The sequence below is a fragment of the Polycladomyces abyssicola genome, assembly GCF_018326425.1.
Classification (GTDB): Bacteria; Bacillota; Bacilli; order Thermoactinomycetales; family JIR-001; genus Polycladomyces; species Polycladomyces abyssicola.
Genome location: NZ_AP024601.1, coordinates 774,902 through 799,938 on the forward strand (window position 1 = coordinate 774,902; position 25,037 = coordinate 799,938).

The following is a 25,037-nucleotide window of genomic DNA, read 5'->3' on the forward strand; positions in this document are numbered from 1 at the left end:
TTTTGTGTGTGTATTTTCATCCATCATCAAAATGGTAGGAACGGCTTTTTCCATTTATTCTGGGAGCGGCTATATATACCTTTTTATCTCTATTGCTGTTTTCACTCCAACTGTTCAACATCTTCGCAAAAAAACTCAGGCTAGATCCTAGATGGTGGATTATACACTCCGTCGCATCCACACCCATAATAGTGTGTGCATACGGCGGAGTGCATGAATAATCCACAAATGGTGATAAACCGGTGTGATGTGTTTATCAAATATAAATAACCTTGGCTGTAACCATCATTCGTGTACCGTGTTCATCTTTACCGAATAATCGCTTTTGTAATCTTGATACTTAACGACCGTCATCATACCGGCAGCAGCATGGTGTAAATCATGACAGTGTAACATCCAATTACCCGGGTTATCTGCCGTAAACTCGATCTCGTATTTTTCTCCGGGCCGCACGAGAAGTGTGTCTTTTTCAAGCGGAACGGACAATCGGACGTCGTTTCGGCTGATCACTTTGAACACGTGACCGTGCAAATGCATCGGATGATCCGAGCGTCCCTCATTGATGAAGGTAATCTTCACCCGTTCCCCTTTTTTCACTACGATGGGATCGGTATTCGGCCAGGTTTTGCCGTTGATTGTATAAACTTCTGCCCCGTTTTGCATGGACTGATTCAAACGAAAGACGTAAGACGAAGCGGATGGTTCGACGTTTTCTGTCCGGCTGTTCGTCGCATATTTTCTCATGTCCAATTCTGGTAGGGACAATTGATCCGCTTTTGCCGGTGTTTTTTCTCCTCCGATGACTCGTACGGGGATGACCAACGTTTTCGCACCGGGCGTACCGTCGTGCATATCAATGGCAAAGTCTTTTCCGGCCACGAAACTCACATCGACACGTTCTCCTGCTCCAATTACAACGAGCTTGTCCTTTACCACAGGCGGATCTGAAATTTCATGGCCATCCATGGCGACAATTTGAAAGGGTTGCCCTTGGAAGTGAATCTTGTGCGTCATATATCCGGCATTGATCAAACGTAATCGAACACGTTCGCCTTTTTTCACCGTTAACGGTTGGACGAGTGATCCCGATTTTCCATTGACCGAATAAAGGTTGTACATTTGTTTCATCATCTCGTCATGATCCATCTGCGGCATGGAAGATTCTTGGCCGCTTCCCATCATCATGGAATGATCCATGTTCATTCCGGAGCCGCCCATATTCATTTCGCCATGCTCCATATGGCTTCCGGATTGACCCATATTCCCATGATGATTCATCCATTCGTCCAACATCAACACATAGTCCCGATCATATTGAGTTCGTTTCTCCTTGGGCAAGACGATAAATGCACCATACAATCCTCTGTCCACTTGATCGGAGCTTTGGAAGTGAGAGTGGTAAAAATAGGTGCCGGGTATTGTCGCCACAAAATCGTAGGTATACGTTTTCCCCGGAGCAACTTCATCTTGCGTTAGTCCTGGAACACCGTCCATCTTGTTGGGAACGGGATAGCCGTGCCAGTGAATCGTAACCGGGACTTTCATTTTATTTATCAAGCGTACCTTGACATGATCCCCTTGTTCCACCTGAATGGTTTTACCAGGTACTGTCCCGTCATACGTCAGTGCACGAACAGAATAATCGGGAGACACTTGCCAATCTGCCTCCTTGGCCACCACGGTGAATTCCTTAACGACGCGCCCTTGTGAATCCTTGGAAATGGTGGGCTTGCTCAATTGACCTCCTACCGCTTTCGTGTGACTAGGCATTTCTGCCGAGTGTTGCGCGTGTGGATTGGCACAGCCTGCAACAACCAATGCAACCACAACAACCGCTCCCAGGAAAAACCAATGCTTGGAACGTCTCATCAGAATCCCTCCTGAGACCAATCTCTCACTAAACTTACCGGAAAGTTATGTAGTTCTTATGAAGCCGAACCGGTTTTGGGTTATGATAAATAAAGTCATCTCCACATCACGGTTCACTGAAAGGAAAGGGAAGGGACATGAAAAATGTTCTCATTGTGGACGATGAAGAGAAAATCAGAGAAGTCATTGCTTCCTATTTGAATAAAGAGGGTTACCACACCCGGGAAGCCGCAACAGGAACCGAAGCATTGGAAATTTTGCGGTCTGAACCGGTTCACCTCATCATCCTCGACTTAATGCTTCCAGACTTGCCTGGTGAAGAAGTCTGTCAACAAATTCGCCGTTTTTCAGCCGTCCCGATTTTGATGCTCACAGCGAAATCAGCAGAGGATGAACGTGTTCAGGGCCTTTTAATGGGTGCTGACGACTATGTGGTTAAACCGTTCAGTCCGCGTGAAGTTGTCGCCCGTGTGAAAGCCATCTTGCGCCGTACCGAACAAGATTTGCTGGCGGAGCGCCTGACTTTCGGAGAGCTGTTGATCGACACCGGACAACGCAAAGTCTTTCGTCACGGACAAATGGTGAACTTGACGCCGATGGAATACAAATTGTTGCTCATTCTGGCAAGGCATCCCCATCGCGCTTTTTCTCGTGAAGAGTTGGTTGAGAAACTCTTTGGTTTTGACTATGAGGGTGACCTTCGAACGATCGATCAACATGTGAAGAACCTGAGGCATAAAATCGAACCCATTCCGTCCGATCCGATGTATATTCAAACCGTTTACGGCTTTGGGTACCGTTTCGTGGGAGATGATTCCCGATGAAAGGTTTACGCAAACGATTGGCCGTCGCGTTTATCTCCATCGCGTCCGGCACTGTGATCCTTTCCGTTACCTTTCTCGTTATGGCCACCGTTTACCATTATCACTTGTACCGTATCCAAACACCTGGGATGGATAAACACACGGTCAGTTTGGATGTACACTTTGGGCAGGCCATGATCCAATCCACGACATTGGCTGTGATCGGTGCTGTCACATTGGCCGTCTTCACCAGCCTGTATGTCAGCAAACGGATTACAAAGCCCTTGATCCAGATGCGTCAAGCGGCAGAAAAGATGATTCAAGGTGATTTAACTACGCGGATTCCGGTGAGGGGAGACGACGAGCTGTCGGATTTGGCGCAAGCGCTCAACCATTTGACGGAGGAGTTGCAAAAGCAAGAGGCCCTGCGAAAAAACCTGACGTCCGATGTGGCTCACGAACTCCGTACGCCTCTTGCCACCTTGAAAAGTCATATGGAAGCGTTGATGGACGGGGTTTGGGAGCCGACAAACGAACGCATCCGCTCCTGTTATGAAGAAATTGAGCGCCTGACGTGTCTTGTGGGTGATCTGGAAAAATTGACTGCGTTGGAAGCACCGGGATTTAAACTTAACCGAAAAAGAGAGAATCTCCAGGATATCGCCGAACAAGCCGTCAAGTCGGCACAAGCCTCTTTTTTGCAAAAAGGCGTCACACTTCGGTTTCATGCTCCCGACTCCGTATTGGCCATGGTCGACCGAACACGCATACTGCAAATTTTGGCCAATTTGCTGTCCAACGCGCTGAAGTTTACCCCGAAAGGAGGGGAAGTAAAAGTGGAGGTGCGGAACGATGGAACTGATTTATTGCTAATCGTCCAAGATAACGGGATTGGCATCCCACCGTCAGAGGTGCCCAAAGTGTTTGAACGCTTTTACCGCGTGGAAAAATCGCGTAACCGTAAACTTGGGGGGAGCGGTATCGGTTTGACTATCGTGAAAAAACTGACACAGGCACACGGGGGAGATGTGGAAATCGAAAGTGAAGAGGGGAAAGGGACGACCGTTTATGTCCGAATCCCAAAATCTAATCGTTAACGGCAGGGCATAGTTTTTATAAGCTTTACCAAACTCAAATATGATTACTTGGAATAACTCCCCCTTTCTGTACATGAGATAAACAAGGGATTAAAAAGGGGGGATCGTTTGGTGCTGGTTTACGTTAGCAGTGTTTTCTCCGTTTTAGGCTTTACCACTTACCTCTTTATTTTGGTTTATCGTCATCGAAATATCTTGTCACGTATGATTGGGATGATGGTCTCTATGGGATCTGCCATGATGGCCAGTCTCCTCATAGGAACGGTCTTAGGTGTACTTGTTCAACAGTTGACGGTACCGATTATCTATTCCGTGCTCATAGGGATGGTTGTGGGGAATTTAACAGGAAAGCCTATTCATCTCGTCGCCTCGTTGGATGGCCTGCTTGCCGGTATCATGGGGGGCATGATGGGGGTGATGCTGGGGGTGATGGTCGCCCCGGAGAATCCGGTACTTATGGTGGGATTCATGAATATTGTCTTTGTCGTGATCATGCTCTTCCTCCTTCGGCTCATCCGACAAGAAAGCTTACGCTCAGCCTCTCGATGGCCCGAATGGAACGGACCCGGTAGCCTTCCATGGAGAAAGCACCCCTCATCCATTGAAAAAACACTTCATTCGTCCAGCGATGCCGTTAATAAGCGAGTAAAGTCTTGTCCTTCAGAGAGACATCCAAGCTTAAAAAACACCGCATCGATTAGGTTTTACCCAGCTGGCCGCGGGGCCAACAAAACAACACCACGCCATTTTCGAGACCGTTGAGCGATCTTCATAGCAGTATACATGGTAAGAAGCTCTCTCACGTCGGTAAGGCAGGTTTCGGGGCCATTCTCGTTCTCCTTAGCTGTTAAGCATTCATAAAAAAACCACCCTCTTCTAGAGTGGTTACATATATCTTTTGCTTGCCGTACCTCATTAATGTTTTCTAACAGCATCAAGGTTTATCCGCGAGCACACAAACGGCGGGTGCAGGTTTGAAGTGTCTGGTCTTTCGCCGGATTCGGATAAAGCCGGCCTGTTTCAGCTCTTCAGTCAATTGTTTGGTGAAAGCATCCAAATTGGGAGCATGTTTTCCTATCGGTTGGTAAGTCGTGGCGATCATTCCACCAGTCTTAAGCCATTGATAAAGTTTCTTAAACACGTGGGTTCGATCAGGCCAGAACATTACGGAATTAACGGAAAAAATTTTGTCAAACGGCCGTTCAAAATCTGGGCATTCCTCAATCGTCCCGGTTATCAAGCGGACTTTTCCCTGCAAGATAGCCTTTTTGTTGCGCCGTTCCGCCTGTTTCCGCATCGCATCGGACGGATCAATGCCAACTACCTTACCGTTCTGAATCATAAGGCTCGCTTTAGAAATTCCTACTCCCGGACCGTAACCGATCTCCAGTACGCGGTCATTTGGTTGAATATCCAGTAGAGACAAGGTCCATTCATTTCGTTCACCAGTGGTCATGGCCATAAGTTTTCCGGCAATGTGTCCCCAGAAACCAATTGGATGTCGAAATTGTTTAGAAAGATTTTCGATAAATCCCATGTCTTCACCACCTCAATGGAGCGGTATTAAGAGCCACGGTTGTAGTTTTGTCCCCGACGTATCGTCTTGTTCAACCTCGAGGCAGTTGATGTTATCTTCTTATTTCGACAAAAAAGACTGCTGACCTGCTACCTTTGTCAACAATCTCGGCCAGGATTAACCTGGCATTAAGTGTGTATCAATATCAGAAACAGACGGGGCATTCAAAGAGGCCAGCGGTAGCGTGCTTATCGAATGGGAATTGAAAAGAAAATCGGACGGGAGTCTCCCGGCCCAGCTCACCTACTACGGAGCTCACGTAGGGACGCAAGCCTTCGGATGGATAGAGCCCTAGTCACCTTCCGGGACGATGAGAAGTAAAACTTCGAAGTTCCATCACCAAAAAAAAATTCGGTTCTTTCGACTAGAGCTTCTCTCCGTGTAACCCAGGATGAAGAAGAGAATCCTAAGTTTGAAGGAGGATGGTAACGTGAAAGGAACCCGCTTCATCCTGGGAATTGTATGCTTGATTGTCTGGTTGGGAAGTGTCGGCACCCTTGCGGAGTATGTTACTACGATCCAAGCAGCCCGGGTTGAAAATTATTGGAAGGAGGTTGACCAGGTCTTCGGAAAAACGGGGGTGAGGCACCCCGATGGGGTTTTAAAGTTCGGTTTCCCACGCCGGGATCTCCGAGTAACCCTCCGGGGCGTGATCATTCGCCCAACGCTGGCGCTTGGATCCTGGGTGGCCTTCAAGCGGATCAATTCTACTGCCATGGTCATGGGGGACATGGTCTTGACGGAAAACGAGGTTAATCCAGTCATGGATCGGTTGTTCCAGAGAGGAATTAGTATCACGGCAATCCATAACCACCTGCTCCACGAATCACCGCGAGTGATGTACCTGCATATCGAAGGACACGGCGATCCTGTCCAGATGGCCCGCACCCTCCGCTCCGCGTTGGAGATAACCAAGACCCCGCTTAAGGCAAGAGAGTCCACTTCGTACACCTGGCTTTCGTTGGATACGAAGAAGATCGACCAAATTCTCGGCCATTCCGGGCAATGGAGTGATGGGGTTTATCAAATGAATATCCCCCGAGCGGAACCCATCATGGAAAACGGTATGGAAATCCCCCCATCCATGGGGACCGCCACTGCGATCAACTTCCAACCCACCGGGGGGCATCGAGCCGCGATCACGGGGGATTTTGTCTTGACGGCCCAGGAAGTAAACACCGTTGCCCAGGCACTACGCAAACATGGTATCGAAGTGACAGCCTTGCACAATCACATGCTGAACGAACAACCGCGTCTTTTCTTCATGCACTTCTGGGCGAACGGCGATGTACCCAAACTAGCTAAGGGGCTTCGGGTGGCCCTAGACCAAACACATAGCCAAAGATAAAATGATTTTATAAAGAAAGCCGATTCCTTATCTGGGAACCGGCTTTTTTTATATGGTATACTGTTCATATCCCCCCGGGGGGGATATGAACAGTAGGAGGGATTCCATGTCTCATCATAAACATCGTCGTTCCATCGTGAATCGGTTGGCTCGCATTGAAGGGCATGTCAGGTCGATCAAGGAAATGGCTCAGCAAGATCGGGACTGCGGGGACTTGTTGATTCAAATCGCTGCGGTCCGAAAAGCTTTGGATAACACAGGAAAGTTAATCCTACGAGATCACTTGGAGGGATGCGTGGTCGAGGCCATCCGTTCGGGGAATCAAGAAAAAGTATTGGGGGATTTGAAGGATGCCTTGGATAAATTCATCCGATAAGGCAAAATCGGTGGTCTCAGATACCATCACGATCCGGGAGAAAATCTCAACTGTCATGACCTTGGCATGGCCAGCCATTGTGGAGAATACTTTACAAACCCTTGTAGGTTTTGTCGATACGCTATTCGTTTCTAAGCTTGGTCTAGCTGAAGTATCCGCTGTGGGTATTACGCAAAGGATTTTAGAGCTATATTTTGCGGTCTTCATGGCCATTGGGGTGGGAAGTACAGCCCTGATCGCTCGTTATATCGGGGCAAACCAAATCGAGCAAGCCCGCCGGGTGGCCAAACAATCCATCTTGTTGGCGAGCTGGGTGGGGATCGTTTTCGGGATTGCCACCTTATTCTTTGCAGAGCCGATCTTACAAATGATGGGGGCGGAACCCGCAGTGTTGCACCAAGGGACGATTTACTTCCGAGTGGTGGCTGTCCCCTCTCTTTTCATTTCGCTGACGTTTATCCTGGGGAGCTTGCTCCGCGGGACCGGAGACACCGTGTCCCCCATGAAGGCCGGTCTCTGGATGAATGGAGTCCATATTGCCTTAGATTATCTCCTTATTTTCGGGTTGGGTCCGCTCCCCGGTTTCGGGATTGCAGGTGCCGCAGCGGCGACGGTGTTGGCCCGGGTATTCGGGTTGTGGTTGTTGATTCGTTCTCTCCGACGGACCCGTTTGGGAAAGGAGTGGCCCCAGGGATGGAAACCAGACCGTCAAGTTCTTCGTTCCATTACCGGGATCGGTACCCCTGCCGCGATTGAACGTCTCATCATGCGCTTTGGTCAGGTTTTATATTTTGGCTTGATCCTTGCGCTGGGAACCTATACCTTTGCGGCTCACCAGATTGCCGGGAACATCGAGACCTTCTCTTATCTCCCCGGGTACGGATTTGCGGTGGCGGCGACTACGCTGGTCGGGCAGCAACTAGGGGCCAAACGAATCAAAGAAGCCCTGACCTACGGGTATATCTCGGTCCTGTTGGCCATCGCTTTCATGGGAGCCATCGGGATTTTCTTGTACTTTGGAGGAGAGTGGGCCGCCCATTACTTCACCAAGGAATCCACCGTCATTCACCAGGTTGGGGTTGCGCTGAAAATTGATGCTTTCACCCAAATCCCGCTGGCTGTAGTCCTCGTGTTGACAGGGGCTTTAAACGGTGCCGGAGATACGAAATGGCCCATGATTTCGACGGCCGTTGGCATCTGGGTAGTTCGTGTGGTTGGAGTCTATGGATTGGGAATTGCCTTAGGTTGGGGATTAGCCGGGGTGTGGCTTGCTATCTTACTGGATAATCTCTGGAGGGCACTGTTTCTGGGCTGGCGATTCTATTCATGTCGGTGGGCTGCCAAAAACGCCGATTCCCCATAGAGGAATCGGCGTTTAGCTACCCTAACGGGTAGCTTTTTGTGTGTTCCGGGGAAACAGAATGAGCAAGTTTTGATCAGACTCTAATGTCTTAATTCATGTCCGCTAATATACATGAGCAGACATATCATACCCAAATAAACTTCCCTCGAAAGTTTGGTTCAAGTGGGGACTCGTTGCATGATGGAACAAAAGACAAAGTTGAAGTGGGACTTGATCACCATGAAATCCGTTCATGGACAGGGTGTTATCGACACATCACCCTTGCAAACAAATTGCAAACCAAACTGCAAACCAAAAGCGATTTTTGTCCTTTGTTTTCCGTCTTCCTGATTACTCATTGCCTTGTGTATTGTGTGTTTTTTCCCTTCGTTTTTCCGTGTTTTCTGTTCTCATCTAATTTGGGACCAGGGGGTCGCAGGTTCAAATCCTGTCGCCCCGACCAGTACGGACGGGCTTTTCACAGCCCGTCTTTTTGATTTCTTATCCCGATAAAGTGTTCTGGTCCTTTTAAGCACTTGGCCATACAAAAAAGGAAGGTGGTGTAGATTACCTGCCTTCCTGTCGAAAGTATGTCCTTAGTCGTTACTGTTTCGCTTTTCCTTTGATATATGCCCATTTCAGGGAGTATTCCGGACCAATCGGATGGCGCACCAGATTGTGGACATACGTTTTTTGCACGAACGACTTCGACTCGTAGTACAACGGTGCGAGCGCGGCATCATTGATTAGCATTTTCTCCGCTTTGATCAAGTTCTCGTTCCGTTCTTGATAGTTGGTGGTCTTTTTGGACCGATCGATCAACCGATCGAAATCGGGGTTTTTCCAATCCCCGAAGTTGACCGCGCTGTCCGACTTCCAGACATCCAGGAACGTCATCGGATCGTTGTAATCCCCCACCCAACGACCGATCGACATTTCGAAATAACCCTTTTTTTCCAGGTTCAATTTTTGTTTGAACGGTTTCGGGTCGATTGCCACTTTCAAACCCAGATTGGTTTCTAACTGCTCCTGAATCGCCACGGCCACTTTTTTGCGGTCGTCATCATAGACCATGAGGGTGAGATTTGACGGAGGAGCGGAAAGGCCCAGTTCCTTCAATCCTTTTTCAAAATATTGCTTGGCTAAGACCGGATCATAGTCCGGTTGTGCCGGTGCCTGGTCGCGGAATGATTGGTTGTTGTAACCCATAATGGATGGCGGCACGACTCCGCCTGCAGGTTCTGATCCGTTTTTCAGTACGTCCTTCACAAGGTCGTCGCGATCGATCGCCAAGCTGATCGCCTTGCGGATATTTTTGTTGGCAAGGAACGCATCATCCGTGTTGAAAATGATGTAATAGGTGCTCCCGCGTGTCACGGGCAAGTACTCTTTGTTGTTTTTAAACACTTCCACCAGATTGTCGTCCAGCGGTGCCACATCCACTTGGCCTGATGTATATAAGCTCATCGCCTGCGTGGAGTCCGGGACAATCTTGACGTTGACCTCGGTCAGATACACGTTGTTCTTATCCCAGTACTCGTCATTTTTCCGATACTGAAGACCCTGATCGTGCTCCCACCGCGACAGCACAAAGGGGCCGTTATACACCATCTTGTCAGGGTCTTTGGCATATTGTTTCCCGTATTTCTTGATGATGTCCTCCCGTTGCGGAAAGTACGTAGCGAACGCTGTCAAGCTGAGGAAATACGGGATCGGCTCTTTCAACTTGACCTGCAGGGTGCTGTCATCGAGTGCCTTGACACCTACTTTGTTTGCACTGACTTTCCCCTGATTGTACTCCTCGGCATTTTTGATCGGGTACAAAATGTAGGCGTATTCCGATTTGGTCTTCGGATCAAGCGCCCGTTTCCACGCGTATTCAAAATCTTGTGCCTTCACCGGTTCCCCGTCAGACCATTTGGCATCCCGGATTTTGAATGTATAGGTTTTTTTGTCCGGGCTGATTTCGGGAAAATCCACCGCCATCGCGGGAACTGGTTTGTTGTCCTTATCCAGGCGCATCAATCCTTCCATCACATTGTTCAGTACCGTGATGGACGTTCCGTCGATCAAAGTGGCACTGTCCAAGTTGGGCGGTTCCGAATCCACAACGAGGTTCAACACTTGCGGTTCATTGGGGCCGCCTTGGGCTGTGTTGCCGGAGAGACTGCAAGCGGACAACAAGCAGCTGACCGTGAACAACACTGCTGCCAAGGCATATACCTTCCGTCTCATCGGTAGACCTCCTTCACATCTCCTGGAACAAAGAGGGATAATGGCGGTTTTTACAGATAATTTAAACAATAACTTCTGTCTGGATGGTTCAAACACGGCAAGAAACTCATTTATTATAATAAAAGAATTCAGCATATCAGAAAAGATACTAAAATATGTTTTCTTTAATTTTCTATATTTTCATGGCTGATGAGAGCGTGCCTGATGCCCGTAAAACAGCCGCATTTCTCAAGAGGATCAGAATAATGCCCATCAATATGCTCAATCTTCCAAACCAAGAGTGAGGATGAATGGAGAAGGCATGTAAAGAACAGCCCAATGCGATTCCGATAACACACGAAGACTGGCTCCTGATGAAGGAACCAGTCTTCATTTGGATTGAGCAAGTTACCGATGTGCGCCATTGGGTTTCAACTGTACAGAAAGACTTGGGGTGATTCTCATAAGTATGTTTTTTTCGTCACGTACACAAACGGAGATATTGTATCCGTTATGCGTTATTGAAGCGGGTTGTCGTCCCGGATTTCAATCCGTCGGGGTGTTTTGGTTTGATCTTTGGGAATACGGATGTAAAGGACACCGTTGCGGCTTTTTGCCGTAATTCCCTGGGGATCAGCGTTTTCCGGCAAGGTGAAGGAACGGTGGAAAGAGCCGTAGCTGCTCTCCATGACGTGAACATGCCCCTCTTTTTCCCGTTCGATTTTGCGTCGTTTTTCCCCTTTGATGACCAACGTGTTCCCACTAACCTCGATATTCACATCCTTGATATCCATTCCCGGAAGCTCCGCTTCAACCATGTAGTGATCCTCATGCTCCTCAACATTGAAAGTGGGCATGAAAGTCCCGCACTCTGCGAGGAAACCGCCGCTTGTCAAGAAAGGCTGCCCGAAAAACCGTTGGAATGTACGATTTAACTCATCGCGAAAATGGGTGATCGGGTGTCTGTCAAAAGGATCGAACCGTTGGGGCCAAGCCATTGATACCACTCCTTTTTTCCCAATTGTAATCTTTTACACATTAGAGTCTGGCTTATCCCCAACCGTTTATTCACAGGTATATCGAACATTCTCCGCCCAACTGTGCTCCTCGTGAATGCGACTGATCCGATTGGGGGAAAGATAAGGAAAACATCTTGGAGTGATGATCCAATGGAGAACGTGCAGAATCTCAAACACACACTTTCCTATATTCAATCCGAGCTGAATCGGATCGAGACAATGGCCGGGACATTGTCGTCCATTGAACGGGATCACTTCAACAAATTGACGAAGTTTGATCATCGGGAATTGGGGGACATCGCGGTGGAAGAACAGCATGCTGCCCGTCAACTCGGAACGATCAAGCATATGTGTTTATCTATGGCCCAACAGATCGAGGACATCCGGAATACGATCGAGGGTGGCGGATCAGGGGAGCGGACTCACCATGATGAGGTTCATTGAGAATCTGATACGATCGGCCATCAATGATACGGTGGACAAAGCGATCACGAGAGCTATTCGCGACCAATACACGGAAAACCTGTTTGAAATGGTGCCCACTACCAATAAGGTCGGTGTGACCAATCTGATGGAGATCGCCATGCGGGCGAATCAGGGAACCCCCCTCTCACGGCCGCTGGGAAGTCCGATTCACATGTCTCCATGGGAAAAGGTTCTGTTCAATCCGTGTCACCTGTTTCGCTTCCCCACTCCGGAAAATGTGGGGATCGACACATCGATCACCATCGGACATCGTGCTAGGAAACCGTTGACGATTTCCATTCCCATCATGATTGCGGCCATGTCTTTCGGCGGTGCATTGAGCAAGCGCACCAAAATCGCGTTGGCAAAAGCGGCGACCGCTGTCGGGACGGCAACCAATTCCGGCGAGGCGGGGCTGTTGGAAGAGGAAAGGGACGCGGCACAACTATTTATCGGGCAGTACAATCGGGGCGGTTGGATGAATGACCCGGGCAAATACCGGCGTTTGGATGCGATTGAAATTCAGTTGGGTCAAGGGGCCCAAGGTTCTGCTCCACAACGAACGGCAGCCAAAAATATCGGTAAGGACTTCCGGGAGGTCTTCGGTTTAAAAAAAGGAGAAGACGCTTGGATTCATTCACGTCTTCCCGGAGTTCAAACCAAAGATGATTTTATTCGGTTGGTTCGGCAGCTTCGTGATGAAACCGGCGTACCTATCGGATTAAAAATCGCGGCAACACACCATCTGGAAAAGGAATTGGAAATTGCAGTGGAAGCCGAGGTGGATTTTGTAACGCTGGATGGCGCCGAAGGTGGTACACACGGTGGCTCTCCCACTCTCCAGGATGACGTTGGATTGCCCACTTTATTTGCCATCTCCAGGGCAGCGGAGTTTTTCACCAAAAAAGGTGTCATAGGTGACATCAACCTGATTGTTACAGGTGGACTGGTTACACCGGGCCAAATGCTCAAAGCGCTCGCCTTGGGTGCGGATGCCGTGTATATTGGTACGGCAGCGCTGATGGCGATGGTGGGGGATCAAATGGTCAAAACCATGCCATTTGAGCCGCCCACCAGTCTGCTCGTCTACACCGGAAAAATGACGGAGCGCTTGGACATCGATCAGTCGGTCATGAATTTGGTTCGGTATCTGAACGCTTGTGTCCATGAAATGGAGCAAGTGGCGATGACACTGGGCAAAACGGCATTGGCGGACATCACGAAGTCCGATCTTTGCACACTGGATCCTTTCTTGGCAAAAGCCACCGGCATCCCGTTGGGAACCGTCTCACCCGAACATCAGGATCGTTTTTTTGAGGAGGTAACACCGTGGTTTCAACCTGAACCAAATCCGGTACAGGAAAGTGAAGATCTACGTCTGCACTGAGGACAAAAACGTGTCCGATGGGCTGGAGTATGGTTTCTTGCGTTTTGAATCCTGCTGAAAAGCTGGATATCGGGGATTGTAACTCAGCGGCTAAGACCCAAAATGAGCAGAGTGTCTGCATGGTCAGTCTCTGTTTATTTTGGGTCTTTCCGCGTTTCTGGGGATTACCGAACCCGCGATGGATGGAGTAAACTAAAAATTGCGGAAATCAGCAATTTGATGTGGGAGTCGGAAATCGGCAATTTGACCTTGCACACCCAACTCATTTTGGAAAAACAGTGAGTACGGAGGAGAAGCCATGCAAACAGGAATCGTTGCTTTGGGAGAGGCGCTGATCGACCTGATTCCGCTTGACGCGACCAATATGACATACCGAAAAAGTCCGGGAGGCGCACCGGCCAACGTAGCAGTCGGTGTTGCCCGGCTGGGAGGGCGTTCGTCCTTTGTTGGCAAGGTGGGGAATGATGTGCTGGGGGCGTTTCTTAAGCAGACATTGAATGATTACGGGGTGGATACCCGTCAGATGATCTTGACGGATGAGGCGCGAACGGGTTTGGTCTTCGTCGAACTGAACGCTGACGGAGAGCGGGATTTTACTTTTTTCGTGAAACCGAGCGCTGACTTTTTCTTGTATGAGCGCGAAATTGACGAGTATTTCATCGGGATGCACAAAATCCTGCATTTCGGATCGATCTCCTTGATTCGCGAACCGGCGAAAAGCGCGACAGTCAAAGCGGTTCACAATGCCAAAAAACATGGTCTGATCGTATCGTACGATCCCAATCTGCGTTTGGGATTGTGGGAAACACCTGCACAGGCACGAAACACCATCATCGAGATGCTGCCACAGGTGGACGTGTTAAAGGTGTCGGAGGAAGAGTTGGTGTTTCTGACCGGACAACAGTCAATCGAAGCCGGTGTGGATGCACTGAAAGTTTACGAGATTCCCCTCGTTTTCGTCACGCGTGGCGCGGAGGGAAGCGTCGCATTTTGTCGCAACGGCAAGGTTGCCGTACCGGCCATGAAGGTGGAAGCTGTTGATACAACCGGGGCAGGGGATGCCTACGTTTCCGGGATTCTGTTTTCTCTCGACCGATATGAGGGGAGTTTGGAGGAAGTAACAGTGTCCGAACTGGAGCGTTGGGTCCGTTTTGCCAGCATGTCGGGCGGATTGGCGGCATCGACACAGGGGGCGATGACGGCCTTGCCGACGCTGGAGCAGGTACAGAACATCTTGGGGGAAGGATGATCCGCTGGTACGCAGATGCGTCCACGTCGCGTGATACATGATCGGGAAGGATAAAATATATTAAGATAAGGGGCGACATCGCCCCTTGTTTTGTTTATTCTTATCAAGTCGTTTGTGTACGTATGGCCATATCATTTAACAGATAATGGTGAATCAGATAGGCCACGCCCCCTTCGTCATTGCTGGGGACCACGATATCCGTCGTTTGCATGACATGGGGATGGGCATTTGCAACAGCTGCCGACAAACCGGCCATTCTCAACATCGAGAGATCATTGAGATGATCGCCGATCGTCGCAATTTGACGGCTTGGGATTCCCCGCTCCTTGGCGATGCGGGCCAAGGCCGCCCCTTTGGAAATATTGGGTGGCAGAATCTCGAAGTAATGATCGGAGGATTGGACAAACTCCAGATCATGGTTGACCGTTTTCGACCAGGCGTGGAGTTGTTTCATTTCCTCATGATCGGCAACGACGACAAACTTGATCCACGGTACCTCCGTCAACAAGTCGAAACTCTCGATGATCTCCAGTTGGAAATCCTCGCTGTCCATCCCCGCTTGGGCCAATGGACCGATCTGGGTGGCGTAGACGGCGTCAGAGGTATAGACGAAAATGTCGATGTTCAAGCACAATCCCGTCAGTTTCTTTAAAACGTCAACCGCCACATCCCGTTGCAAAACGGCAATCGGAGTCAACCGATCAGAAGATGGGTCATACAGCACAGCGCCGTTACAAAGAATAACGGGCAGATCCGGCTTTAAAAGATCGATAAATCGTTTTGCTTCGGCATAGCTGCGTCCGGTGGCTAACGTGAACTGTCCGCCCGATTGTCGATACAGGGAGATGGCACGGCGGTTGACATCCGCAATTTCTTTCGCGCTGTTGGCGATTGTACCGTCGATGTCCGATACCAAAAGTCGATAAGCCAGCGTCAAACGCATCATCTCCTTATGGAGGCTACGATAACACAACTGCGTTAAGCGCATGTGGGGGCTTTATGAATCATGGGTAATGATTTCATCGATGATTTGACAGTATATTAGTCTATCATATCATATATTCATGAGGGATGGGATAATCTGGGGCCTGTCTGGTCATTTGGTTAGGCGGCAACGTTTTCCCGGATGGAGGGAGCCGGGAAAACGTTGCGGGCGATAACGATCAGATATGCTTTCGTTTTCGATATAATGGTAAGGCGAGGTTGCACAGAGATCGTATATCGGTAATAGGCCAACGTTAGACAGGAAGCGGGACATCACCAGATATACCCTGGGTAGTCCGTCTTGAACCTCATGCTGCTCACCGGATAACGGTTGTTTCTCGGATATCTCCCCCGTTTAGCTGGACAAACCAATGACTAACCTGTTTCGTGATGGTCAGGAGCCCATCGTCATCCATCTCATGGGCATAGATGATTTGCAAACAATCTCTTGTTTGCTCCGTCACACCGGTGCGGGTAGAGTCCACATATGGACTGCCGAACGCACCTTGCGCATCCCTGAGCAGGATTTTGCCGTCCATTCGGATTTCCCGACCGTTTAATCCTTGGTACGCATCTTTCTCACCGCCGATGTCACAGACAATGTCACCGTCGATGGCGGACAGGTCATAGATGCCGAAGGGAAGGCAATATTTCAGGGAAAAGAAGTTGTTGGCATCCACCGCACTATTGACGGGGGAGAGGTTTTCCCCTTTCAACACCCGGCGAAGCAGGGCTTCGGCAGACGGCCGATACCGGGACGGGGAGGCACCGGCCCGTCGAAAGGCTTCCCGCATTGCCTGAATGGCGGGAATTTGTCCGATTGTGTCGGTATTGTGCTCCATGCGAAGATGTTCCTGAAACAATTGAAAACGGCCGCGAAACGGTCCGGTTGAAGGGGCGACAGTGATCCCCTGGTAAACGATGGCACCCAGTCGGAACCGGGGCAGCATCGATTGGATTTGCGCGCTCAATGTGATCATGTGATTCGCCTCCGAAGAGTTGCGATTTTCTTCAGGTGCGGGTTGGTTTTAAGTATAGCACTTGAAAGGCAATACCAAAAGTGTGATGAAATCAACGCAGGAGGGATTCCATGCAACGGTTGCAATCCATATTGAAACGAATCGACGGCAGAGGATACAAGGCCTACAAAGAGATTCAGGGAGAGTACCGATTCCCGACGTTTACGCTGTTCATCGATTATGTCCAGGGAGATCCGTTTGCCTCTCCCTCGCGTATTCGGGTGCGGATGCCGATGGATGTGGCGCGTTATCCGCACGAATGGTTCGCAGAACCACATCGGCGGATCGGATTGGAAGACTGGCTGACGAGGGAGTGGGCCAAGAACATCGGAAAATTTGCTTTCCGTGTCGGCGGAACAGGCAAAAGCGGGCTGATCGCCATCGACCGTCCCGGACAGGAAATTTTGCCGCGCACTTCTGTCGTGGTAAACGAACAATTCGTGGAAGTGCGGCTCAGTGTGGGTCTGCCGGCACGCGGGCGAACCGTTTTGGGGCAGAAGGCGGCCCAGATGTTGTGTGAAGACTTGCCGAAACTGGTTCAACGCGCTCTCCCCGTATCTTCGTTGGATCGCAGTCGAATCGAGGAACGGATGCAATTGGTGGATAACCAACTCGCCATCCGCCGCTATTTGCAGGAGCGGGGATGGATTTCCTTCGTTGCCAATGGCGCCATTCTGCCAAGGGAAAGCGGCGTAAGCGACCGGCCGTTGACCACCGGAAAAGTGATCCCGTTCCAATCGCCGTCATCGTTGGAGGTAGCCGTGGAAGTGCCGCACGGACCGGCGATTCGCGGCATGGTCATTCGAGACGGGATCACCCTGATCGTCGGTGGCGGATACCATGGCAAGAGCACGTTGTTGAAAGCGTTGGAGCGCGGCGTGTACGATCACATCGAAGGAGACGGACGGGAATACGTCATCACCGATCGGAATGCGGTCAAAGTGCGTGCGGAAGATGGTCGGCGCGTGGAAAAGGTGAACATTTCTCCGTTTATCACCCATCTGCCGTTCGGCCGCGATACGGTTCGCTTTTCCACGGATGATGCCAGTGGAAGTACCTCGCAGGCGACCAACATCATGGAGAGCTTGGAGATCGGCACATCATGCCTGTTGATCGATGAGGACACCAGTGCCACCAACTTCATGATCCGTGACGGAAGGATGCAGGCGCTGGTGGCGAAAGGCAAGGAGCCGATCACGCCTTTCTTGGACAAGGTGCGCCAGTTGTATGAGGAGAAAGGTGTCTCCAGTGTGTTGGTGTTGGGGGGATCCGGTGACTATTTCGATGTGGCTGATACGGTGATCATGATGGACGAATACCAGCCGCGCGACGTAACCCGGGAGGCAAAGCAAATCGCCCAATCGAGAGCCAATGATCGAAAAAAGGAAGGCGGAGACTCCTTCGGAGAAGTAACCCCTCGCGTGCCGCTGCGCGACAGTTTCAACCCCAAGCGTGGCAAAAAAGAAAAGGTGGATGCCAAAGGGTTGCACACGATCGTGTTCGGCGAGACTTCCATCGATTTGTCGGCCCTGGAGCAATTAGTGGACCCCAGCCAGACCCGGGCTGTGGCGGAAATGATCCGGTATCTTGGTCGCCGGGTGAACGGACGGCAAACATTGGCACAGGCCATCGAACAATTGTATGATGAGATCGAACAAAAGGGATTGGATATCATTTCGCCCTATGCCGGTCAACATCCGGGTGACTTGGCGTTACCGCGCAAACAGGAATTGGCCGGGGCAATCAACCGCATGCGTACTTTGCGTGTCCAGTGACGGAGGAGGAAAACAGTGAAAGAAGTCGTGATTTACACGGACGGCGCGTGTTCCCACAATCCCGGTCCCGGGGGGTGGGCAGCGGTACTCATGTATGGCTCTCGTCGCAAGGAAATTTCGGGAGGGGAAAAAAACACGACCAACAATCGGATGGAATTGACGGCTGCAATCGAAGCGCTCCGTCGATTGAAGGAACCGTGTCGGGTAAAGCTGTATACGGACAGTGCGTATATGGTGAACTGTTTTCAACAGCGTTGGTATGAGAAATGGGAACGAAACGGGTGGATCAACAGCAAAAAAGAACCGGTAGAAAACAAAGATTTGTGGCAACGGTTGCTGGCGCTTACCCGGCATCATCAGGTGGAATTTCTCAAAGTGAAGGGACACAGCGACAACGAATGGAACAATCGCTGTGACGAATTGGCGCGCGCTGCGGTGCCGAGGGATTGAAGTCTGAGCATTAACCAACCATTCCCATTTCATGATCCGGTTGCACATGTTATGATGGCCTCCTGGGCAGATCCTGGGCTGATATGAGCGAAGTCGTCTTCCAGCCAAGCGAACAGTCGCATTCGGAAAAAAAGGAGGTGAGCGCGATGACACCGGAGGAACTGAAGGAAAAGCTGATCGCCAGAGCGAAAGAACTGCACATCGACAAAATCGGCTTTGCTTCAGCCGATCCGTTTACGGAGCTGAGGGAGCGATTGATCCGGCACCGGGAGTTGGGCTATGAGTCCGGATTTGAAGAACCCGACATCGATAAACGCACCCACCCGGATCGAATTGTTCCCGAAGCCAAGACGATTATCGCCATCGCGCTCGCTTATCCGTCCAAGATGAACAACCCACCCCAATCCAAACCGGGCGCGTATCGCGGTATTTTTGCGCGGGCTTCCTGGGGAAGGGATTATCACGATGTGTTGCGGGAGAAATTGCGCCTACTGGAAGCGTCACTGTTGGAATGGGTGCCTCATGCGACGACCGAAATCATGGTGGACACCGGTGCATTGTCCGACCGTGCCGTCGCGGAACGGGCAGGAATCGGGTGGAGCGGCAAAAACACCGCAATCATCACACCGGAGTTCGGGTCCTGGGTCTATCTGGGCGAAATGGTGACGGATGTTTACCTTCCACCCGATCAACCCATCACCGAGCAATGCGGAGAGTGTACCGCCTGTCTCGACGCGTGTCCGACAGGAGCATTGGTCCAGCCAGGTCAGCTCAACTCCCAGGCATGCTTGGCCTACTTGACGCAAACGAAGGGAATGTTGGAGGAAGCGTACCGCGAAAAGCTGGGCAACCGTCTGTACGGATGTGACACCTGTCAAGTGGTTTGTCCCCACAATCGTAAGCGGAATTTCACTCATCACGAGGCATTTACGCCTGATCCCGAACAGGTGAAGCCATTGTTGAAACCTTTGCTTACGCTCAGTAATCGGGAGTTTCGCGAGCGGTTCGGTGACATGGCGGGTTCGTGGCGGGGTAAAAAGCCGATTCAGCGCAACGCGATTATCGCGTTGGCCCATTTTCGCGATCGGACGGCGGTACCGCTTTTAAGTCGTTTGCTGAAAGAAGATCCGCGACCCGTGATCCGCGCCACGGCAGCGTGGGCACTTGGTAAAATAGGCGGGGACGAGGCGAAAAACGCGTTAATGCAAGCGGAACGGGAGGAAACAGAAGCAGAAGTGCGCAAAGAAGTCGAAAATGCGATTTCATTGCTCACAGCTGGCAAATAAAACATTCGCACACCGATCGTGGAAAGTGTAAAATAAAGGGAAGAGAAGGATATGGGGAGGGCTCACTGATGATCCCGGGATCGCGCACGGTTGTATGGAGTCAGATGGACAGCCCGGTCGGTCCATTGACCTTGGCCATGACAGCCAAAGGTGTTTGTGCCATTGAATTTGGCAAAAGCGATCAAACATTGGTCGGCATCAAAGTATGGGCAGAACAATGGGGCCGTTCAGTGAAAATAGAGCGAAACGATCGGACTTGTGTTCCGGTGGTGGAGCAGTTGAAAGAGTATTTCGAGGGGAAAAGACAACAGTTTGATGTACCCGTAGAATTGTTCGGTACCCCTTTTCAAAAGGCGGTATGGCGTCAGTTGCAGGCGATCCCTTATGGACAAGTGCGTTCTTACAAGGAAATCGCGAAAGCGATCGGTGCACCCAAAGCCGTCCGCGCGGTGGGAGGGGCCAATAACAAAAATCCCGTCCCCATCATTGTGCCCTGCCATCGTGTGATCGGTTCCAACGGCTCCCTTGTCGGATACGGCGGCGGATTGCATATCAAAGAAAAGCTTTTGGCATTGGAAGGCTACCTACCCCGGAAAAACGTTTCCCATTGATGAGTATTCACCTGGCCGAGATTTCTCGGTCTTTTTTTGTCTGTTCGTCTGCACATACTGCTTGACCCGCTGACATAAAGATGAGGAAAAAAGTAAAGGAGTCGGGTCGTGATGGAAAGACGACCATGGCATCAACCGATCGCGATATGGTTTCAAATTCAAAACCGTTTATGGGTGGAAGGGGAGCCGGACGATCTATACGAACCGTTATTGAAGGATGGAAATGAAGCGTGGATTCAGTTGGAACAAGAGCGGCTGCGTCGGTTGCGGCTACAGCAGAGAGAACGGAATTGCCACCCGCTGAAAAGTGATTCTCGACTGCGGTTGGTCAAAGAAAAAATCCGCTCCGATGAGGAGGCGGATGTGTGGATGATCAGTGAGCATCGCATGTTTTACGAAATCCACGGAGACACTTATGAGGAAGAAGAGGCGATTTGTTGGAAGTTCAACGTCCGGTTTTCTGAGGGGAAATGGGGGATTGCCGACGGACGGTTGGCTGAGCCTTCGGAGTGGAAGGAACGGACCAGAGTCACCACGATCAGCGAACAAGAGGAATCGGCCGGTACCCGACAGGGATACAACCGAGCCAGAGCCGTGCAGTATGCGGAGATTTGGTGGAACAGCTACAATCCCCGGTACAGTCGATTTGAAGTGGACTGCACCAACTATGTATCGCAATGTATGGTGGCTGGCGGCATTCCGATGAATTTTACGTCCAGACGGGATCGAGGTTGGTGGTACCGTGGACCGCACGAGCAATGGAGCTACAGTTGGGCGGTGGCGGACAGTCTGAAAAGGTATTTGGCGACGGGCGGCACTGCCAGAGCCGTTATGGTAGACCGACCGGATCAGCTGTCGCTCGGGGACATTATTTGTTACGATTGGGAAGGAAGCGGCCGATACGATCACAATACGATAGTCACTGCTTTCGACAACAACGGCATGCCGCTCGTCAACGCACATACGGTGAACAGCCGCCACCGCTACTGGGAGTATCGCGATTCGCATGCCTGGACACCACGTGTGCAATATCGATTCTTTCATATACAGGGATAGCGGAGGGTGGACCCAATCATTACAATAAAAATCGTACAAAAGCATGCGAAAAGGTGGAAAGGAAGGAATCATGTCATTTCACATCGTGCTCGTCGAACCGGAAATACCCTACAATACCGGAAATATCGCTCGAACGTGCGCAGTCACCGGGGCAACGCTTCATTTGGTGGGTCCGTTAGGGTTTTCGATTGAAGATCGGTATCTCAAACGGGCGGGATTGGATTACTGGGATCAGGTCAACGTGCACCTGTACGACTCGTTCGCTGAACTAGAAGCGGCGCTCCCCGGCAGGCGCTTTTTTTGTGCCACGACCAAAGCAGACCGATCCTACACCGATTTTCGCTATCGGGAAGGCGATGTGTTGATATTCGGTAAAGAAACGGCAGGATTGCCGCAGGAGATCCTGGAAAAGTATCGCGACACCAATATCCGCATCCCGATGCGGGCGGATACCCGTTCGCTCAACCTGTCCAACGCGGCAGCCATCGTATTGTATGAAGCGTTGCGGCAAAACGGCTTCCCCGGGCTGACGTGAATTTCACGCCACTGTCAGCATGGTCTTCACAGGATTTTTTCAAACAAAGAATCTTCATTCAGCGGTGTCCGTTTCTTGCGGCACACCGCTACCAGGTTGCCCGGTTCTCCGTTTTTGATCCCATCTGGCTCCGACCTTGGGCATTTCGATGGACATCTTTGGGGCTCGGGTCCAATCCCCACAATTGACAAAGCAACTGGAACGCGACGGAATCGACATCGTTCATGATGGTCTGGGAGTAAAGTTGGATCTCATAATGCGTCAACAAAGCCCCGATATATTCCGTATGCTATATTCAAAGCAATGGTAGGGGTTGAGCGGCTTTTCTTCGCGAAAGCGGCCCGGACTGCCAAAGTGTCGGTTCGGGGTGGAGATCAGCAGGAGGCCGTCGTCCTTCAGCACCCGCCACGATTCCTTGATCAATACGTCTCCGTTCGGAATATGCTCGATGGTATCAAATGAGACGACGATATCAAAAGTATTGTTTTGGAATGGAAGAGCACAGACGTCGGCAGTCTGAAATTGGATTTTGTCGTCATGGTACTCCGTTTTTGCCAATTGAATGCTTTCCGGGTCAACATCGACGCCAATTGCGGAAGCGGCCCCCGCGATGGCCATGATTTTGGACCCGTAACCCGTTCTACAAGCGGCATCCAACACGTTTTTCCGGTGGGGGAAGAGTGGGAACGGGTGATGTACACTGTGGCCAACTCCCGTGGTCGTCATCCTTTCTGATATCCTTTTTTGCTATACTAAGAGTATGAACCGCGGTTCGCGGTTTTTTTGTTGAAATGGAAACGGTCGGACGGCTTGATGGGTTTTTCGACCCCGTGATATTCTTGAGAGTGGAGATTTTTGTACTCGCCGGTCAAACCGGTTGTATGTATGATGATCCCGGAAAAGGTGGGATAACGATGACAGACATTCCTCGCGTTGACTTTGCCATTATCGGTGGTTCCAGCACGTTTTCCATCCGGTTTCCGGAGGATTTGAACCGTGAAGATACGGAAGTGTTGGCAAAGGGGATGGTGTTTGACACACCCTACGGTGAAAGTCCGCAATTCAAGTTGATTCGGGTCGGCGATAAAACCGCATTGACCTGCCGGATGCACGGTTGGCGACCCGGCAAGGTGACGCGTGCCGATGCGTCCCGGCAGGTATTTTGGGTTTTCCAGCAGGCGGGTGTGAAAAAGATCTTCGCGGAGGGTGGCGTTGGCGCCATCAATCATCTGCTGGAGTTGCGCGATTTGGTCATTCCCAATGATTACATCGATCATTCAATGCGACAGGATGTCGGGTTTGATGGTCCATATCTGCTCGTGATGCGTGAACCGATCTGCCCCACTCAGGCGGATGCGTTGTACCAAACAGCCAAAGAGCGCGTGGAGCCTGAGGGGAGACATGTGTTCAAACGGGGTATCTACGTCAATACGGACGGCCGGCATTTCGAAAGCAGGGCGGAAGTCCAGATGTTTCGTACCTGGTTTGCGGACATCGTCGGTCAAAGCATCACCCCGGAAGTATATCTCGCCCGGGAAATCGGCGCCTGCTACGCAGGGATCTACATGGTGGTCAACTATGCGGAAGGCATCATTCGGGACTGGGAGCACAAGGACTTAAGCGATATTTTCCACAATGAGTCCCATACCATCGGTCATATTTTGCTGGACAGTCTCAAGCGGATCGATGCCGAACAAACCCGGTGCAACTGTTTGTCTCTGCGCAAGGAAACATTGCTGAAACGTTACGAAGAGGATTGAATTGACGAGTAGGAAGGGTGTCGGGTGTGATCCGCGCTTGTTTGTTTGATTTGGACGGTACGTTGTTACCGATGGATACGGAATCCTTCGTTCATCACTATCTCCAGGAATTGGCCTCTCATGTGGCTGACGTCGTCTCGCCGGACAAGCTGGTTCGTTATCTGTGGGAAGCAACGGAGGCGATGATCCGGAATAGTGAAGCTCACAAAACCAACGAAGAAGTGTTTGTGGAACACTTCCTCCAGTTGGCCGGTGTGTCAAAGGAGGAGATCTGGCCCCATTTCGACCGATTTTACGATGAGCACTATCCCAAGTTGAAAACGCATGTTGAACCGACACCCTTGTCCCGCCGGGTAGTGGAAGCGGCTTTGGAGAAAGGGTACAAAGTGGCGGTGGCGACAAACCCCGTTTTCCCACGCGTGGCCATAATGGAACGGTTGCGTTGGGCTGAAGTGGACGATTTGCCGTTTGAATGGGTAACCGTTTACGAGGATATGCATTTTTGCAAGCCGCGTCCGGAGTATTATCGGGAGATCGCGGATCGTCTCGGGGTCCGGCCGGAGGAATGCGTGATGATCGGCAACGATATGCAGGAAGACATGGTGGCTCAAACGGTGGGAATGAAAACGTTCTATTTGAACCAATGCCGGATCGACCGTGGGCATCCCGTTTATCAGCCGGATCAGGAAGGGAGCATGGAAGAATTATTGTCGGCCATCCGCGAAGGAACCGGGGTTTTTTCTGATTGAGGCTCGTGAAGCGAAATCACCCTGGCTTTGACGAATGAAGTTGCGGGCATTTCAACTGACTGTTTGC

24 protein-coding genes are annotated in these 25,037 nt (G+C 50.7%); 17 read left to right on the forward strand and 7 right to left on the reverse strand.

Annotated elements, in window-relative coordinates; all coding sequences use genetic code 11:
- Positions 1–285 precede the first annotated feature (285 nt).
- The gene (locus tag KI215_RS03950; protein WP_212774279.1) at positions 286–1,869 is read right to left on the reverse strand and encodes a multicopper oxidase family protein; all 1,584 of its coding nucleotides are present in this window, start codon (positions 1,867–1,869) and stop codon (positions 286–288) included.
- Between the two features lie 137 nt (positions 1,870–2,006).
- Here KI215_RS03950 and KI215_RS03955 point away from each other — a divergent pair, with 137 nt between their 5' ends.
- From KI215_RS03955 to KI215_RS03965, 3 genes are all read left to right on the forward strand, one after another.
- Entirely contained in the window at positions 2,007–2,693 is a 687-nt protein-coding gene (locus tag KI215_RS03955) for a response regulator transcription factor (RefSeq protein WP_212774280.1), read from the forward strand.
- A complete protein-coding gene (locus KI215_RS03960) occupies positions 2,690–3,769 on the forward strand; it encodes a sensor histidine kinase (RefSeq protein WP_212774281.1) in 1,080 nt (359 codons plus the stop codon). The genes KI215_RS03955 and KI215_RS03960 overlap by 4 nt, the downstream gene beginning before the upstream one ends.
- Before the next feature lie 108 nt (positions 3,770–3,877).
- Entirely contained in the window at positions 3,878–4,531 is a 654-nt protein-coding gene (locus KI215_RS03965; RefSeq protein WP_212774282.1) for a hypothetical protein, read from the forward strand.
- 172 nt (positions 4,532–4,703) lie between these two features.
- On the opposite strand, the gene KI215_RS03970 is transcribed toward KI215_RS03965, so the two are convergent.
- Entirely contained in the window at positions 4,704–5,306 is a 603-nt protein-coding gene (locus KI215_RS03970; protein WP_212774283.1) for a class I SAM-dependent methyltransferase, read from the reverse strand.
- A gap of 469 nt (positions 5,307–5,775) precedes the next feature.
- On the opposite strand from KI215_RS03970, the gene KI215_RS03975 reads away from it, so the two are divergent.
- The 3 genes from KI215_RS03975 to KI215_RS03985 all read left to right on the forward strand — a co-directional run bounded on the left by KI215_RS03975 (position 5,776) and on the right by KI215_RS03985 (position 8,432).
- Positions 5,776–6,693: a DUF1259 domain-containing protein gene (locus KI215_RS03975; protein WP_212774284.1), complete on the forward strand. Its 918-nt coding sequence runs from the start codon at positions 5,776–5,778 to the stop codon at positions 6,691–6,693.
- Between the two features lie 106 nt (positions 6,694–6,799).
- Positions 6,800–7,069: a metal-sensing transcriptional repressor gene (locus tag KI215_RS03980; RefSeq protein WP_212774285.1), complete on the forward strand. Its 270-nt coding sequence runs from the start codon at positions 6,800–6,802 to the stop codon at positions 7,067–7,069.
- Positions 7,044–8,432 carry an MATE family efflux transporter gene (locus KI215_RS03985; protein ID WP_212774286.1) on the forward strand — a complete coding sequence of 463 codons (1,389 nt, stop codon included), beginning with the start codon at positions 7,044–7,046 and terminating at the stop codon, positions 8,430–8,432. Before KI215_RS03980 ends, KI215_RS03985 begins: the two co-directional genes overlap by 26 nt.
- Before the next feature lie 582 nt (positions 8,433–9,014).
- Here the strand turns inward: KI215_RS03985 and KI215_RS03990 are convergent.
- Together KI215_RS03990 and KI215_RS03995 are read right to left on the reverse strand one after the other, a co-directional pair.
- On the reverse strand, positions 9,015–10,646 hold the full coding sequence (locus KI215_RS03990) for a peptide ABC transporter substrate-binding protein (protein WP_246512190.1): 1,632 nt from the start codon (positions 10,644–10,646) through the stop codon (positions 9,015–9,017).
- 497 nt (positions 10,647–11,143) lie between these two features.
- The gene (locus tag KI215_RS03995; protein ID WP_212774288.1) at positions 11,144–11,623 is read right to left on the reverse strand and encodes an Hsp20/alpha crystallin family protein; all 480 of its coding nucleotides are present in this window, start codon (positions 11,621–11,623) and stop codon (positions 11,144–11,146) included.
- Positions 11,624–11,794: 171 nt separating this feature from the next.
- On the opposite strand from KI215_RS03995, the gene KI215_RS04000 reads away from it, so the two are divergent.
- The 3 genes from KI215_RS04000 to KI215_RS04010 all read left to right on the forward strand — a co-directional run bounded on the left by KI215_RS04000 (position 11,795) and on the right by KI215_RS04010 (position 14,745).
- A complete protein-coding gene (locus KI215_RS04000; protein WP_212774289.1) occupies positions 11,795–12,088 on the forward strand; it encodes a hypothetical protein in 294 nt (97 codons plus the stop codon).
- Positions 12,072–13,496, forward strand: a complete 1,425-nt coding sequence (locus KI215_RS04005; protein WP_212774290.1) for an FMN-binding glutamate synthase family protein — start codon at positions 12,072–12,074, stop codon at positions 13,494–13,496. Before KI215_RS04000 ends, KI215_RS04005 begins: the two co-directional genes overlap by 17 nt.
- A 298-nt stretch (positions 13,497–13,794) precedes the next feature.
- Positions 13,795–14,745: an aminoimidazole riboside kinase gene (locus KI215_RS04010; protein WP_212774291.1), complete on the forward strand. Its 951-nt coding sequence runs from the start codon at positions 13,795–13,797 to the stop codon at positions 14,743–14,745.
- A gap of 103 nt (positions 14,746–14,848) precedes the next feature.
- Here KI215_RS04010 and KI215_RS04015 read toward each other — a convergent pair whose 3' ends face one another.
- Positions 14,849–15,682 (reverse strand): Cof-type HAD-IIB family hydrolase, encoded by an 834-nt coding sequence (locus tag KI215_RS04015; protein ID WP_212774292.1) that lies wholly within the window; start codon positions 15,680–15,682, stop codon positions 14,849–14,851.
- Positions 15,683–16,046: 364 nt separating this feature from the next.
- Positions 16,047–16,709, reverse strand: coding sequence for a B3/B4 domain-containing protein (locus tag KI215_RS04020; RefSeq protein ID WP_212774293.1), 663 nt, complete (start codon positions 16,707–16,709; stop codon positions 16,047–16,049).
- A gap of 110 nt (positions 16,710–16,819) precedes the next feature.
- On the opposite strand from KI215_RS04020, the gene KI215_RS04025 reads away from it, so the two are divergent.
- From KI215_RS04025 to trmL, 6 genes are all read left to right on the forward strand, one after another.
- Positions 16,820–18,523: an ABC-ATPase domain-containing protein gene (locus KI215_RS04025; RefSeq protein WP_212774294.1), complete on the forward strand. Its 1,704-nt coding sequence runs from the start codon at positions 16,820–16,822 to the stop codon at positions 18,521–18,523.
- A gap of 15 nt (positions 18,524–18,538) precedes the next feature.
- On the forward strand, positions 18,539–18,973 hold the full coding sequence (rnhA, locus tag KI215_RS04030) for a ribonuclease HI (protein ID WP_212774295.1): 435 nt from the start codon (positions 18,539–18,541) through the stop codon (positions 18,971–18,973).
- A 146-nt stretch (positions 18,974–19,119) separates the two neighbouring features.
- Positions 19,120–20,259: a tRNA epoxyqueuosine(34) reductase QueG gene (queG, locus tag KI215_RS04035; RefSeq protein ID WP_212774296.1), complete on the forward strand. Its 1,140-nt coding sequence runs from the start codon at positions 19,120–19,122 to the stop codon at positions 20,257–20,259.
- A gap of 68 nt (positions 20,260–20,327) precedes the next feature.
- The gene (locus tag KI215_RS04040) at positions 20,328–20,870 is read left to right on the forward strand and encodes a methylated-DNA--[protein]-cysteine S-methyltransferase (RefSeq protein ID WP_212774297.1); all 543 of its coding nucleotides are present in this window, start codon (positions 20,328–20,330) and stop codon (positions 20,868–20,870) included.
- 111 nt (positions 20,871–20,981) lie between these two features.
- Positions 20,982–21,926, forward strand: a complete 945-nt coding sequence (locus tag KI215_RS04045) for an amidase domain-containing protein (RefSeq protein ID WP_212774298.1) — start codon at positions 20,982–20,984, stop codon at positions 21,924–21,926.
- 70 nt (positions 21,927–21,996) lie between these two features.
- Positions 21,997–22,461: a tRNA (uridine(34)/cytosine(34)/5-carboxymethylaminomethyluridine(34)-2'-O)-methyltransferase TrmL gene (gene trmL / locus KI215_RS04050; protein ID WP_212774299.1), complete on the forward strand. Its 465-nt coding sequence runs from the start codon at positions 21,997–21,999 to the stop codon at positions 22,459–22,461.
- 261 nt (positions 22,462–22,722) lie between these two features.
- Here the strand turns inward: trmL and KI215_RS04055 are convergent, their stop codons facing one another.
- Positions 22,723–23,187 (reverse strand): class I SAM-dependent methyltransferase, encoded by a 465-nt coding sequence (locus KI215_RS04055; RefSeq protein WP_212774300.1) that lies wholly within the window; start codon positions 23,185–23,187, stop codon positions 22,723–22,725.
- Positions 23,188–23,375: 188 nt separating this feature from the next.
- Here KI215_RS04055 and KI215_RS04060 point away from each other — a divergent pair, with 188 nt between their 5' ends.
- Together KI215_RS04060 and KI215_RS04065 are read left to right on the forward strand one after the other, a co-directional pair.
- On the forward strand, positions 23,376–24,221 hold the full coding sequence (locus tag KI215_RS04060) for an MTAP family purine nucleoside phosphorylase (protein WP_212774301.1): 846 nt from the start codon (positions 23,376–23,378) through the stop codon (positions 24,219–24,221).
- A gap of 26 nt (positions 24,222–24,247) precedes the next feature.
- On the forward strand, positions 24,248–24,970 hold the full coding sequence (locus KI215_RS04065) for an HAD family hydrolase (protein ID WP_212775055.1): 723 nt from the start codon (positions 24,248–24,250) through the stop codon (positions 24,968–24,970).
- The last annotated feature ends 67 nt before the right edge of the window (positions 24,971–25,037 follow it).

Excerpts from the sequence above, each read along its gene's own strand:
- KI215_RS03990 (WP_246512190.1), bottom strand. The coding sequence starts at position 10,646 with ATGAGACGGAAGGTATATGCCTTGGCAGCAGTGTTGTTCACGGTCAGC.
- KI215_RS03960 (WP_212774281.1), top strand. The coding sequence starts at position 2,690 with ATGAAAGGTTTACGCAAACGATTGGCCGTCGCGTTTATCTCCATCGCG.
- KI215_RS04040 (WP_212774297.1), top strand. The coding sequence starts at position 20,328 with ATGATCCCGGGATCGCGCACGGTTGTATGGAGTCAGATGGACAGCCCG.
- queG (WP_212774296.1), top strand. The coding sequence starts at position 19,120 with ATGACACCGGAGGAACTGAAGGAAAAGCTGATCGCCAGAGCGAAAGAA.
- KI215_RS04000 (WP_212774289.1), top strand. The coding sequence starts at position 11,795 with ATGGAGAACGTGCAGAATCTCAAACACACACTTTCCTATATTCAATCC.
- KI215_RS03980 (WP_212774285.1), top strand. The coding sequence starts at position 6,800 with ATGTCTCATCATAAACATCGTCGTTCCATCGTGAATCGGTTGGCTCGC.
- KI215_RS03950 (WP_212774279.1), bottom strand. The coding sequence starts at position 1,869 with ATGAGACGTTCCAAGCATTGGTTTTTCCTGGGAGCGGTTGTTGTGGTT.
- KI215_RS04060 (WP_212774301.1), top strand. The coding sequence starts at position 23,376 with ATGACAGACATTCCTCGCGTTGACTTTGCCATTATCGGTGGTTCCAGC.
- KI215_RS03985 (WP_212774286.1), top strand. The coding sequence starts at position 7,044 with ATGCCTTGGATAAATTCATCCGATAAGGCAAAATCGGTGGTCTCAGAT.
- KI215_RS04045 (WP_212774298.1), top strand. The coding sequence starts at position 20,982 with ATGGAAAGACGACCATGGCATCAACCGATCGCGATATGGTTTCAAATT.
- KI215_RS04005 (WP_212774290.1), top strand. The coding sequence starts at position 12,072 with ATGATGAGGTTCATTGAGAATCTGATACGATCGGCCATCAATGATACG.
- KI215_RS04025 (WP_212774294.1), top strand. The coding sequence starts at position 16,820 with ATGCAACGGTTGCAATCCATATTGAAACGAATCGACGGCAGAGGATAC.
- KI215_RS04010 (WP_212774291.1), top strand. The coding sequence starts at position 13,795 with ATGCAAACAGGAATCGTTGCTTTGGGAGAGGCGCTGATCGACCTGATT.
- KI215_RS04055 (WP_212774300.1), bottom strand. The coding sequence starts at position 23,187 with ATGACGACCACGGGAGTTGGCCACAGTGTACATCACCCGTTCCCACTC.
- KI215_RS03970 (WP_212774283.1), bottom strand. The coding sequence starts at position 5,306 with ATGGGATTTATCGAAAATCTTTCTAAACAATTTCGACATCCAATTGGT.
- trmL (WP_212774299.1), top strand. The coding sequence starts at position 21,997 with ATGTCATTTCACATCGTGCTCGTCGAACCGGAAATACCCTACAATACC.
- KI215_RS04020 (WP_212774293.1), bottom strand. The coding sequence starts at position 16,709 with ATGATCACATTGAGCGCGCAAATCCAATCGATGCTGCCCCGGTTCCGA.
- KI215_RS03955 (WP_212774280.1), top strand. The coding sequence starts at position 2,007 with ATGAAAAATGTTCTCATTGTGGACGATGAAGAGAAAATCAGAGAAGTC.
- KI215_RS03995 (WP_212774288.1), bottom strand. The coding sequence starts at position 11,623 with ATGGCTTGGCCCCAACGGTTCGATCCTTTTGACAGACACCCGATCACC.